At 33.1% G+C, this 12791-nt stretch carries 15 protein-coding genes; 11 read left to right on the plus strand and 4 right to left on the minus strand.

Annotation, left to right across the window (positions count from 1 at the left end):
• The first annotated feature begins 50 nt into the window (after positions 1–50).
• From Q4566_RS03275 to Q4566_RS03320, 10 genes are read left to right on the plus strand one after another with little or no spacing between them, the layout of a single operon-like run.
• Positions 51–1532, plus strand: coding sequence for an NAD(P)/FAD-dependent oxidoreductase (locus Q4566_RS03275; protein ID WP_303418219.1), 1482 nt, complete (start codon positions 51–53; stop codon positions 1530–1532).
• Complete coding sequence (locus Q4566_RS03280; RefSeq protein WP_216068541.1) at positions 1516–2358, plus strand: phytoene/squalene synthase family protein; 843 nt, start codon at positions 1516–1518, stop codon at positions 2356–2358. The genes Q4566_RS03275 and Q4566_RS03280 overlap by 17 nt, the downstream gene beginning before the upstream one ends.
• The gene (locus tag Q4566_RS03285) at positions 2358–2795 is read left to right on the plus strand and encodes a hypothetical protein (protein ID WP_303418222.1); all 438 of its coding nucleotides are present in this window, start codon (positions 2358–2360) and stop codon (positions 2793–2795) included. Before Q4566_RS03280 ends, Q4566_RS03285 begins: the two co-directional genes overlap by 1 nt.
• Entirely contained in the window at positions 2792–3247 is a 456-nt protein-coding gene (locus Q4566_RS03290; protein WP_303418224.1) for a sterol desaturase family protein, read from the plus strand. The genes Q4566_RS03285 and Q4566_RS03290 overlap by 4 nt, the downstream gene beginning before the upstream one ends.
• On the plus strand, positions 3244–3939 hold the full coding sequence (locus tag Q4566_RS03295; protein ID WP_303418226.1) for a lycopene cyclase domain-containing protein: 696 nt from the start codon (positions 3244–3246) through the stop codon (positions 3937–3939). Before Q4566_RS03290 ends, Q4566_RS03295 begins: the two co-directional genes overlap by 4 nt.
• Entirely contained in the window at positions 3932–4405 is a 474-nt protein-coding gene (locus Q4566_RS03300) for a TspO/MBR family protein (protein ID WP_303418228.1), read from the plus strand. Before Q4566_RS03295 ends, Q4566_RS03300 begins: the two co-directional genes overlap by 8 nt.
• A gap of 9 nt (positions 4406–4414) precedes the next feature.
• On the plus strand, positions 4415–5833 hold the full coding sequence (locus Q4566_RS03305) for an SDR family oxidoreductase (protein WP_303418230.1): 1419 nt from the start codon (positions 4415–4417) through the stop codon (positions 5831–5833).
• An 11-nt stretch (positions 5834–5844) separates the two neighbouring features.
• Positions 5845–6345, plus strand: coding sequence for a CIA30 family protein (locus tag Q4566_RS03310; RefSeq protein WP_303418231.1), 501 nt, complete (start codon positions 5845–5847; stop codon positions 6343–6345).
• A 36-nt stretch (positions 6346–6381) separates the two neighbouring features.
• The gene (locus Q4566_RS03315) at positions 6382–6867 is read left to right on the plus strand and encodes an SRPBCC family protein (protein WP_303418232.1); all 486 of its coding nucleotides are present in this window, start codon (positions 6382–6384) and stop codon (positions 6865–6867) included.
• The gene (locus tag Q4566_RS03320; protein WP_303418233.1) at positions 6857–8152 is read left to right on the plus strand and encodes a deoxyribodipyrimidine photo-lyase; all 1296 of its coding nucleotides are present in this window, start codon (positions 6857–6859) and stop codon (positions 8150–8152) included. The genes Q4566_RS03315 and Q4566_RS03320 overlap by 11 nt, the downstream gene beginning before the upstream one ends.
• 75 nt (positions 8153–8227) lie before the next feature.
• Here Q4566_RS03320 and Q4566_RS03325 read toward each other — a convergent pair whose 3' ends face one another.
• Positions 8228–9238: a M28 family metallopeptidase gene (locus tag Q4566_RS03325; RefSeq protein ID WP_303418234.1), complete on the minus strand. Its 1011-nt coding sequence runs from the start codon at positions 9236–9238 to the stop codon at positions 8228–8230.
• A 207-nt stretch (positions 9239–9445) separates the two neighbouring features.
• On the opposite strand from Q4566_RS03325, the gene Q4566_RS03330 reads away from it, so the two are divergent.
• Positions 9446–11035 carry an aspartate:alanine exchanger family transporter gene (locus Q4566_RS03330; protein ID WP_303418236.1) on the plus strand — a complete coding sequence of 530 codons (1590 nt, stop codon included), beginning with the start codon at positions 9446–9448 and terminating at the stop codon, positions 11033–11035.
• Here Q4566_RS03330 and Q4566_RS03335 read toward each other — a convergent pair whose 3' ends face one another.
• From Q4566_RS03335 to Q4566_RS03345, 3 genes are all read right to left on the minus strand, one after another.
• Positions 11036–11743 (minus strand): LrgB family protein, encoded by a 708-nt coding sequence (locus Q4566_RS03335; protein ID WP_303418237.1) that lies wholly within the window; start codon positions 11741–11743, stop codon positions 11036–11038.
• 9 nt (positions 11744–11752) lie between these two features.
• A complete protein-coding gene (locus Q4566_RS03340; RefSeq protein ID WP_303418238.1) occupies positions 11753–12115 on the minus strand; it encodes a CidA/LrgA family protein in 363 nt (120 codons plus the stop codon).
• Between the two features lie 144 nt (positions 12116–12259).
• Positions 12260–12568, minus strand: coding sequence for an FUSC family protein (locus Q4566_RS03345; protein WP_303418239.1), 309 nt, complete (start codon positions 12566–12568; stop codon positions 12260–12262).
• Positions 12569–12791 lie beyond the last annotated feature (223 nt).

The following is a 12791-nucleotide window of genomic DNA, read 5'->3' on the forward strand; positions in this document are numbered from 1 at the left end:
AATTAAGAGAACGTTTATTTAAGTAGAACATTTAATTAAAGAAGAAAACATTGAAAAAAAGCATCTACATCATTGGTTCGGGTTTTTCAGCCTTATCAGCCTCATGTTATCTTGCACAAGCTAGGTATCAAGTGATTGTTTTGGAAAAAAACAAAACGATAGGAGGTCGAGCAAGACAGTTGTTAAAAAACGGATTTACTTTCGATATTGGCCCAACTTGGTATTGGATGCCGGATGTTTTTGAGAAATTCTTTGCAGATTTTGGTAAAAAGCCTTCAGATTTTTATGAGTTAGAAAAATTGACACCTGCCTATCAAGTCTATTTTGATAAAGCCGATTCTATTACGATTCCAGGAAATCTCGAGGATATTTATAAGGTTTTTGAAGAAGAAGAAAAAGGCAGTTCAAAACATCTGAAGGCTTTTCTTAAATCTGCCGCTTATAATTATGATGTGTCTATAAATGATTTGGTTTATAAACCGGGTGCTTCGCCTTTAGAATTGGTGACTCCAGTAACGATAGGTAAAATTACTCAGTTTTTTTCAACCATAAGAAAGCAAGTTAGAAAGCATATTAAGAGTAAAAAACTCATTCAAATCTTAGAATTCCCTGTGTTATTTCTTGGTGCTAAGCCAAGTAACACCCCTGCTTTTTACAATTTTATGAATTATGCAGATTTCGGATTAGGAACTTGGCATCCTAAAGGCGGTATGTATAAAGTTATAGAGGCCATGGTTGATTTAGCAACATCGCTGGGTGTTGAATTTCGAACAGAAGCCAATGTTCAGGAAATTAAAGTAAATACTGAAGGCCAGGTAAATGGACTTGTGGTAAATGATGAGTTAATCGAAACGAAAATGGTTTTAAGTGGTGCCGATTACCATCATACAGAAACCTTGTTACCCGAATCATTTAGGCAATACACAGAAAAATACTGGGATAATAAAGTCTTTGCGCCATCCTCGCTATTGTTTTATGTGGGCTTTGATAAAAAGCTGGATCATGTAAGTCATCATACACTTTTTTTTGACACCGATTTTGATGAGCACGCTAAAACAATTTATGATGATCCAAGCTGGCCAGAAAAGCCATTATTTTATGCCAGTTTTCCCTCTATTACCGACGCTAGTTTTGCTCCAGAAAATCAGGAAGCTGCAACTTTTTTAATTCCGTTGGCTCCTGGTATTAAAGATACGCCTAAAATTCGTGAGCATTATTTCAAACTCATTATAGATAGGTTAGAGAAACTTACCAATCAGAAGGTTGAAGCGCATATTCTGTTTAAAGAAAGTTTCTGTGTAAACGATTTTATAAAAGACTACAATTCATATAAAGGTAATGCCTACGGATTGGCAAATATTCTAACACAAACAGCTTTTTTAAGACCAAAAATTAAAAGTAAAAAAGTGACAGGCTTATTTTTTACAGGTCAACTAACGGTTCCTGGTCCCGGGGTTCCTCCATCATTAATTTCGGGTAAAATAGCCTCAGATTCAATTTTAAAAACTTACAGGAATGAAACAATTATTTGATGATGTTTCTTACTCGTGCAGTAAGTTAGTCACCCAGAAATACAGTACATCGTTTACTTTAGCAACTAGAATGTTGGCGCCTAAAATACGGGCAGACATCTATAATATTTATGGTTTCGTTCGCTTTGCCGATGAAATAGTAGACTCCTTTCACGATTACAACAAAGAGCAATTATTTTTAGAGTTTGAGAACGAATATTATGAGTCAAAATCTAGAGGCATCAGTCTTAACCCGATTATAAATTCATTTATTCATACGGTTAATAAATATGATATTCCAGATGACTTGGTAAGGGCTTTTTTAAAGAGTATGAAAGCAGATTTGTATAAAACCAGATATGTTTCTGATGATGAGTACAAAGCTTATATTTATGGTTCTGCAGACGTTGTAGGGCTTATGTGTTTAAAGGTTTTTGTAAATGGTGACCAAGAAAAATACGATGCGCTTAAATTTGCAGCCATGCGCTTGGGGTCTGCCTTTCAAAAAGTGAATTTTTTACGTGATTTAAAAGATGACTATGAAGTTTTAAATCGCTCATATTTTCCAAACATAAATTTTTCATCTTTAGACGATAGCTCTAAAGAGTCAATTATTAAAGAAATTGAGGAAGATTTCGATTTTGCTTTCCAAAACGGGGTTTTAAAACTTCCTGTTGAAGCTAAATTTGGAGTTTATATGGCTTATCGTTATTATTTAAGGTTACTTAAAAAATTAAAAAACGTATCTTTTTCTGAGATTATGGAAACTCGAATTAGGGTTTCTAATACGATGAAAATAAATTTGTTAGCAAGAAGCTACGTGAAGTATAAATTAAATATCATTTAATGACATTATTTCTTTTCCATATATTTATGATGCTTGTACCAAATATGAATGCGCCAGATTTTATTGAGGAATATCATGCGGCTTTAACTAAAGAAAAAGAGCAGCAATTTATTGCTAAGTATGAAAGTAGCAGTAATATTGATATTCAAGCATATGTGATTTCATTTAAAATGAAGCAAGCAAAATATGAGCTGATGCCTTGGAATAAAATGAAAGTTTTTAGTACGTATAAAAATCAATTAGAAAAGCTCATTTCTGAACATTCTGAAAATGTACATTTAAGATATGTTCGATTAGTCATTCAAGAAAATGTACCGGTAATTTTAAATTATAGTTCCGACATTGAAAATGATAAAGCCTATTTAATTAAAATGATGAAACTTCAAGATAATACCGATTATCTTGATCCTTACATCTCAAAAAATACGTCAATATGAACGGATTTGTTTTTTTAGCGATTACACTTTTAACCTTCGTTGTTATGGAAGGTGTGACTTGGTGTACGCATAAATATGTCATGCATGGTTTTGGTTGGTTTTTGCATGAAGACCATCATCAACCAGGTTATCCGCATGCTTTCGAGAAAAATGATGCCTTTTTTGTTGTTTTTGCAATTCCTAGTATTCTATTGTTTTACTTCGGAATTAGACCAGAATTAAACGTCCTTTTCTTTATCGGATTAGGGATTTTCTGTTACGGAGTCGCTTATTTTTTAATTCATGATGTATTGATTCATAAACGGTTTAATTGGTTTAAAAACACAAAAAATCAGTACCTAAAAGGTTTGCGAAAAGCACATAGAATACACCATAAACATTTAGATAAACCCGATGGTGAATGTTTTGGTATGTTGTTCGTGCCTTTTAAATATTTTAAGAAATCACAGTGAATATATACTTGTATTTAATTCTAAACTTAGGAAGCTTAAGCATCCCGCTGCTTTATAGTATTTTTGAGAAAAAATTTCATTTCATTCAGTATTTTAAAGCAGCATGTTTTAGTATACTGATTGTAGCTGTTCCTTTTTTAATTTGGGATGCCTTATTTACAAAAATGGGGATTTGGGGTTTTAATCCAGATTACCATTTGTCATATTTGGTTTTTAACATGCCCTTTGAAGAATGGTTGTTTTTCTTTTGTATTCCTTATGCTTGTTTGTTTACTTACGAAGTGATTCGGTTTTATTTTCCTAACTTCAAATTATCAAAAGCGGCAACGATACTAGTTGGTTTGCAGTTATTAATTCTAACAGGGACTTTGCTGATTTTCAATTTCGGAAAATGGTACACTACTGTTAACTTCATGTTTTTTATCATTTTAACTTTATACGGACTAAAATATCACCTAGAAACCTTAAGATCCTATGTGCCAGTGTTTGCAATAATTTTAGTGCCATTTTTTTTAGTGAACGGGGTGCTTACTGGTAGTTTTATTGAATCACCTGTTGTTTGGTATGATGATTCTGAAAATCTAGGTTTTCGTTTGTTTACGATTCCTTTTGAAGATGTTTTTTACGCTTTTAATATGTTGTTTTCTGTGCAATTAATTTTTAATTTTTTTAAAAGAAAATACCATGCTTAATAATAAATACATTCGATTTATAATCTTTGTAACGGCTAATTTTTTAGCCTTAGGTGTTGGCGTTATTTTGATGGATAATGGTCCGCAATCCGAGTGGTACACTTCGCTTAATCAAGCACCATGGACGCCTCCTAATTGGGTTTTTGGTGCTGCATGGTTTACGATTATGTTTCTCTTTTCGTTTTATATGACGACGTTGAGCTTTCAATTTCAGCTATTAAATAAATATCTAGTATCAATATATAGTTTGCAATGGATTTTAAATGTGAGTTGGAATTATATATTCTTCAATAAACAGGAGGTTTTCATTGGATTGATAGTAATTACTTTACTCTGGTTACTAATTGGATATTTTACCTTCAAATTCATTAAAAAACTGCATTGGTATACACTATTAGTTCTACCTTATTTAATTTGGATGAGCATTGCAACCAGTTTGAATGCCTATATATTATTCAATAATTAAATCACCCACATGAAAATTCTCGTTACAGGAACTACTGGTTATATTGCAAAACGTTTAATACCGATTTTGCTCGAAAATAGCCATACTTTAGTTTGTTGTGTGCGAGATTTAAATAGAACACCTTCAGAATTTAATAAACATCCTTCAGTTGAATTTTTAGAAATTGATTTTTTAAAGCCTTCAGAAGTCAAATTTCCTGAAGACTTAGATGCCGCATATTATCTCATTCATTCCATGTCTTCAAGCGGGTCTGATTTTGAAGATTTAGAGAAAACCTGCGCTGAGAACTTTAAAAGTCTTATTGAACGCACATCATGTAAGCAAGTGCTTTATTTAAGTGGTATTGTAAATGCTGATGCTTTATCTAAACATCTAAAATCACGGCTTCAGGTTGAAGAAACTTTGCATTCCGATAATTATAATTTAACAACCTTTAGAGCAGGGATTATTGTAGGAAGTGGGAGTGCATCTTTTGAAATTATAAGAGACCTGGTTGAAAAATTACCAGTAATGGTTACACCTAAATGGTTAAATACAAAAACGCAACCCATTGCCATTCGTGATGTTCTAAGTTTTTTAGAAAAGGCATTAGGTCATGAAAAAACATATAATAAATCATTTGATATTTGTGGTCCTGAAATTCTAACTTACAAGACCATGTTACTTCAATTTGCCGAAGTTAGAGGTTTCAAACGTTACATCATGACTTTACCGGTTTTGACTCCAAAACTGTCTTCGTATTGGTTGTATTTCGTGACTTCAACCTCGTTTAAATTGGCACAAGCTTTAGTTGATAGTATGAAAGTTGAAGTGATTGCTAAACCCAGTAATGTCAATACCATTATAGGTGTAAATCCTATAGATTATAAAACTTCTGTTGCATTGGCGTTTCAAATTATAGAGCAAAATACAGTGGTGTCTAGTTGGAAAGATGCCATTAGTAGTGGCGTTTTTCATGATCAGTTGAGTGAGCATGTTCGAATACCGCAATTTGGCTGTTTTAAAGATGTACGTTCTAGAAAGATTAAAAATGAAGCACAGACCATGCTTAAAATATGGTCCATTGGTGGTAAAAATGGATGGTATAAACTTAACGGCTTATGGAAGCTTAGAGGATTTATAGATCAAATATTTGGAGGTGTTGGTTTGCGTAGAGGTAGGAGGGATGATTCAGACTTAAGAGCTGGGGATGCTTTAGATTTTTGGCGGGTTTTATTGGCAGATAAAGAACAGAAAAGATTATTGCTTTTTGCTGAAATGAAACTACCTGGAGAAGCTTGGTTAGAGTTTGAAATTATTGAAGGAACCTTACATCAGCGGGCCGTTTTTAGACCAAAAGGGCTTTTAGGAAGAATGTATTGGTACGCCGTACTACCTTTTCATGCTTTTGTGTTTAAAGGAATGATTGATGAATTAGTGGCTACTTGAAAAACAGAATAATGATTAAAAATAAGGATATCGAAATTTTTAATTTTAACATACATGTAAACCCAAACAAATGGTATCAAATCAGTGATACTGTTATGGGTGGTGTTTCTAATTCTAGCATTTTAGTTAATGAAAATGGTCATGGTGTATTTTCCGGAAATGTATCGCAGGAAAATAATGGCGGGTTTACAATGACACGTTTGCCTGTAAAAATAAACATCACAGCGCATCATACAAAAATAGAGTTACACCTAATTGGTGATGGTAAAACGTATCAGTTTAGAGTAAAATCTACACGTACTCAGTTTTATTGGTATATACAGCCTTTTGAAGCTAAAAAAGGCAAACAGAAGGTAGAACTTCTTCTAAAAGATTTTTATCCATCTTATCGCGGTAATACATTGAAATTAGATAATTTTTCGGCAGATTCCATAAAGGAAATAGCTTTTTTTATTGGGAACAAAAAAGACGAATCTTTCAATTTAGTTATTGATAAAATTTTATTGAAATAATAAACATGTCAGTTATAAAACTTAAGTGAAGTTAATATGATGCTATTCAAAAAACATTCAGGAATATACACGCTTTATACGGAACAAACTTTAAATATTTCGTTAGAAGAAGCTTGGTCATTTTTTAGTGATCCGAAAAATTTGGCAAAAATTACGCCTCCAAAAATGGGTTTTGAAATCACTTCAGAAGTAGATAAAACAGCTTATCCCGGACAAATAATAACCTATAATATAGGTGTTCTGCCTGGGGTTCTACAAAGTTGGGTTACTGAAATAACCGAAGTGAAAAGGCATGAATTTTTTATAGATGAACAACGCTTTGGTTCTTACAAAATGTGGCATCATGAACATTTTTTTGAAAGACTTTTTAACGGGAAAACGCTCATGCGAGATAAGGTGTCTTATAAATTACCATTTGGTTTTTTAGGGCGTTTAGCGCATCGTGTGTATGTGAAAAATGAATTAAAAACTATTTTCAATTATAGATTTAGCATCTTAGAAGCACGATTCAATGGAGAATAAAATAGCTGTTTTTTGGTTTCGCCGTGATTTACGTTTGGAAGATAACGTAGGGCTTCATCATGCTTTAAATTCAGGGTATAAAGTATTACCAATTTTTATTTTTGATGAAGAAATCATAAGTGCTTTACCTAAACGAGATGCTCGAATTACATTTATATACAACAGTTTAAAGAATATAGATGATCAGCTTAAAGCTCTGGGTAGCTCGCTTCAAGTTCTAAAAGGGAAGCCTTTGGAGGTTTGGGAAAAACTGATGTCAGATTATAATATTGCGGAAGTCTTTTTCAATAAAGACTATGAACCTTATGCTTTAAAAAGAGATCAGGGTGTAAAGTCTTTGCTTAAGTCCCACGACATAGAAATGCATGCTTATAAAGATCAGGTGATTTTTGAAGGGGATGAAGTTTTAAAAGCAGACCGAACACCTTATACCGTTTATACACCTTATAAGAATCTATGGTTAAAACAATTTGATGCTGAAAAGCATACTAAAACATATGATTGTAAAACTCCTGAGTTTAATTTTTTACAAATAGATATAAATTTTCCAACGCTTGAAAGTATTGGTTTTTCTGAAAGTTCTATTAAAGTAAAAGCATATAATCTTGATGATTTAAATGATTATGATTCCGTTAGAGATTATCCAGCCTTAGATAAAACTTCTAATTTATCGCCTTACTTGCGGTTTGGTTTAGTGAGTATTAGAGCTATTGTAACTCATGCTTTAAATACCAATGCCGTTTTTTTAAGCGAACTTATTTGGCGGGAATTTTTTATGCAAATATTATTTCATTTTCCTAAAGTTGTTACCCAAAATTTTAAACAAAAATATGATGCTGTTGTTTGGAGAAATCATGAGGCAGATTTTGCAAAATGGTGTAATGGGCAAACAGGTTACCCATTAGTTGATGCTGGTATGCGCGAATTGAATGAAACCGGATACATGCACAACAGGGTACGTATGATTACAGCAGGATTTCTCTGTAAACATTTATTAATTGATTGGCGGTGGGGTGAAGCCTACTTTGCAGAAAAGTTATTAGATTTTGAGTTAGCTTCCAATAATGGAAACTGGCAATGGGCCGCAGGAACCGGGTGTGATGCCGCCCCATATTTCAGAATATTTAACCCGACCACTCAAATTCAAAAATTTGATAAAAACCTAGAATACATAAAAAAATGGGTTCCCGAATATCAAGAGTTAACTTACCCCAAACCAATGATAGATCACAAGGAAGCACGTGAACGCTGTTTAAAAGTGTATCGAGACGCTCTTAATGGTTAGTTTTATTCCATAAAAAAGCTGTTTAAAAAGTAATACTTTCTAAACAGCTTTTTAAGTTTTATAATTGAATGGGTATTAATCCAATTTCACAGGGTTTTCTCGATTAGCAAGTTCCCAAGCCGTATAGAATACTAAGCGTGTACGGGTTTCTAAAAATTCATAATTAATTTTATCTGGCGTGTCGCTTGGCTTGTGGTAATCATCATGTGTTCCGTTAAAATAGAAAATCACAGGAATGTTGTTTTTTGCGAAATTATAGTGGTCTGAACGGTAGTAAAAACGATTAGGGTCATTGTCATCGTTATAAGTGTAATCTAAATCTAAGTTTACATACTTTTTATTCACAGCTTCAGAAACATCATGTAACTCTTGACTCAGCTTGTCTGATCCAATAAGATATAAGTAGTTATCACCACCTTCATGTTTATCATCAACACGACCAATCATATCAATATTTAAATCGGTTACCGTATTTTCTAAAGGAAAGATAGGCTCAACATCCGTATAATATTTAGAACCTTGTAAACCAATTTCTTCAGCAGTAACGTGTAAAAATAATATAGAACGTTTTGGACCTTTACCGTCTAATTCAGCAGTTTTAAAGGCTTTGGCTATTTCTAAAATAGCAACAGTTCCAGAGCCGTCATCATCAGCACCATTGTTAATATCGCCGTTTGAAGAAACACCAATATGATCTAAGTGTGCTGAAATCACTAAAATTTCATCTGGTTTTTCAGAGCCTTTGATGTAAGCCAATACATTTTCAGAATCTTTCGTTCCAGATGGAAGAAATGAAGCTGGTACTTTTTGAAAATAATTACCTTCAGCAATAGGAGAAGGAATGTCGTTAGTAACGTAAAAATCTTTTAAAAATTCCACGGCCTTCTTTTGTCCGGGTTCACCTGTACCACGCCCTTCAAATTCATCAGAAGCATAAATATAAAGGTTCTTTTTAAGGTTTTCTGCAGTTATTTTTTCTGCATAAGTTTCGGCTGAAGCTGTTGTAACTTCCGCTTTATTCTGAGATGTACCATTACACGAAACGAATAAAAGAGAAAGACATACAAGTGATAGTAAATTTTTCAAATGCTATAAGGTTTAAGATTATAGCGCTATATTACAAAATTGAATTTATTGAAATTTGATTTCAGCTTACTTTAACAATTCAATATGCTATTTTCAATGACTTTATTTAAATTATTATCATTTTGATAAAAAAGATATAATGATAAATGTCAGTATCCGTATGTTTTTTATAAATTACATTTGTATCTAGAATTAAAATTATAATTAATGGAGTTTTTAAACGCAACTTATCTAGCCTTATTCTTAATCATCTGTATCGGTTTTATTATTGGAAACATTAAAATTAAAGGCATATCGCTAGATGTATCTGCCATTATTTTTGTGGCGTTGCTATTTGGGCACTTTGGTGTTGAGCTACCGGATATCTTACAGAAAATCGGATTAATTTTATTTATATATACCATAGGGTTGCAGGCGGGACCAGGTTTTTTTGATTCCTTCAAAGAAAATGGTAAAAATCTAGTGACCATTGCGGCATTGGTGGTTGTTTCTGCAGCTGTTATTACTTTTTTAGCCATTCAGTTTATGGGTATTGATAAGTCTATTGCCATAGGTTTGATGGCAGGTGCTTTAACAAGTACACCGGGTTTAGCAACAGCTATTGATGTAACCCAATCGCCTTTAGCTTCTATTGGTTACGGGATTGCTTATCCTTTTGGGGTTATAGGGGTTATTTTATTTGTGAAATTATACCCGAAAATTTTCAGAATTAACCTGGTTAAAGAAGAAGAGGCCTACGAAGAAAAAGCACACGGGCATTTTGAAGCCATTACCCGATGTAATTTTTTGGTTGAACACGAAAGTGTATTTGGTAGAACGATTGAAGATTTACAAATAGGTTCGATGACCAAAGGTGTTGTATCCAGAGTAAAACATAAAAATGAAGCTTTTGTGCCTAAGAAAAATACGGTATTACATAAAGGGGATTATATACGAGTTGTAGGTACAGAAGACGCGTTAAAGCGTGTAGAATTACTAATCGGACCAAAATCTGATGTTGAAATTTCATTTGGGGAAGAGTATATTGTTCAGTCCTACTTAGTAACTAAAACAGCATTGGTAAATAAAACCTTAGGAGAGTTAAACCTTAAGGATAATTTTAATGCGACTATTACTAGAGTGAGAAGAAGTGGTATTGATTTATCACCACGTCTTTCGTTAAAGCTCCAAATTGGTGATAAACTCATGATTTCTAGTCAGAAAAGTAGTGCTAAACAAATATCTAAATTGATAGGTGACAATAAGAGTAAATTATCAGATACAGACTTTTTCCCTTTAGCTTTAGGTATTGTTATAGGTATTTTAGTTGGAGGTGTTTCTTTATCTTTTGGAGATGCCTTTACCTTTAATTTAGGGTTAACAGGTGGTGTACTTATTGTTGCAATGATTTTAGGTAGAGTTGGTAAAACAGGTAATATGCTTTGGGTAATGAGTGGTAATTCAAATCAATTACTACGTCAATTTGGTTTGATGCTCTTTTTAGCTGTTGTGGGAACAAAAGCAGGTGCAACCTTAGTTGAAACTTATTTGCAATACGGTATTAAATTATTTTTAATTGGTGGTTTGATAACTTTTGTACCGATGGTTTTGGCAGCTGTCGTGGCACGTATGTTTTTCAAAATAAACGTTTTAACCCTTTTAGGGACTCTAACAGGGTCTATGACCAGTACGCCAGGGTTAGCCGCTGTGGATACCATGACTAAAACCGATGCGCCTTCTGTGGCTTACGCAACGGTATATCCTATAGCAATGGTGCTTTTAATTATTTGTACTCAAATTTTAGGGCTGATTTTTTAACTAAAAGGTCATCCAAAGTCCTAGAAAATCAATAATATAAGGAGCTAAGATGGCGGTTAGAATACCATTTACAATAAGTCCGATGCTTGATAATGCTCCAAAATTCCCACTTATTTGCATCGATTTTGAAGCCCCTAAAACGTGTGCTGCGGTTCCCATGGAAATACCCTGAGAAATCGAGCTTTTAATACGTGTTAACTTCATGATTTCGTAACCGAAAATAGAACCTAGTATTCCAAATAAAATGACGACCGATGCTGTTAATGGAGGAATACCTCCTAAAGTTTTAGAAACTTCCATAGCAATTGGAGTGGTTACTGATTTTGGAGCTAAAGAGAATATGACTTCTTTTGGAGCTCCCAGTGCTTTTGCTATTAATACCACTGAAACAATCCCAGCGACACATCCAACCAGTTGCGAAACTATAATAGGAATAGCCTGCTTCTTAATTTTTCCTAACTGCTGATATAAAGGAACGCCCAAGGCTACTATCGCTGGTTTAAGTAAAAATTCAATCATACGACTACCTTCGTGATACGCAGTAAAATCAATTTTAAAAACTATTAAAACTACAATAATTAAAATGATGGCAATTAAAACGGGATTGAGTAAAATGGATTTGGCTTTTTGTTGAATGTTTTGAGCCGTAAAATATGCCAGAAAGGTAAGCGTGAGAATAAAAATTTCAGAATTTAAAATAGCATCCATACACATCGATTAAGAATTTTTGTTCTTTTTGAAAGTGTTTTTATGTCTCATAAATAATTGATGTGTCCATCCAGTGCATGCAAAAACAATTAAAGTCCCAAGGGTAGAAGCTATAATTATAGGCCAAAAGGAGGATTTTATTAAATCCATATAAAGCATAATAGCGACACCTGGAGGCACAAAAAAAAAGGCCATGTTTTTCGTTAAAAAGGTACTAAGTTCGTTAACCCATTCTAGTTTAATCCAGCCAATTTTCAGGGAAAGGGTTAGTAGTAACATGCCAATAATACTTGAAGGCATTTTTATTCCCGTAAGATGTACTACAGCTTCTCCAAATAGTAAGCAGCCTAATATGATTACGACTTGTCTCATGAATTAACGTGTTTTATTGATTTGGGCTTTTTAGGGCGATAACTAGGGGTGTTAGTTGTAGAAATTGTTTATACCTGTTTTCGAGGATTTAAATTGTTTTTAGTGTTATATGTTTTTATATTTCATAGTAATGAACGCTAGGTTTTATTTTTCTTTAATAGGCGCTTCTTTAGGTTCAGGCTTAGTGGTTTCTATAGATTCTGTATTAGTAACTTCTGGATGTATAAAAAATGATTTGTAAGCACTAAGTCCTAAAGCTAGTAATGAAAGCAATATAGAAAATTGAATTATTTTTTTGACTTCACCAGTTTTTTTAGATAAAGTAAAGGCTATAAAACCAAAAATAAGTGCTGCTAGAGCAGGGTAAATAGCAAAATTTGAGCTTGGTAAAACTGCTAATATGCTAGCTAAAACAGCCATGATAAATGAAAGAATAGTACTTGTTTTTTTCATTTGAATTGTTTTTACGTTTTAATTATTGAAACAGACTTGCTTTACTGCGCTTGGTTTCAAGATGACTTTTGTTTTTCTGTTTTCGTGGCCTATCAGACTCTTTAATGATATCAAAAATACAATGTCTTGTTTTATCTCACTAATTTTTAAACTATCTAAACTCCAAGAGGGACACATAAATTTACGCATAAAAAAACAGCATTAAAAAAGTAATGCTGTTTTT

It is taken from the genome of Tamlana sp. 2_MG-2023, assembly GCF_030548465.1.
In the GTDB taxonomy this organism is placed as follows: Bacteria; Bacteroidota; Bacteroidia; order Flavobacteriales; family Flavobacteriaceae; genus Pseudotamlana.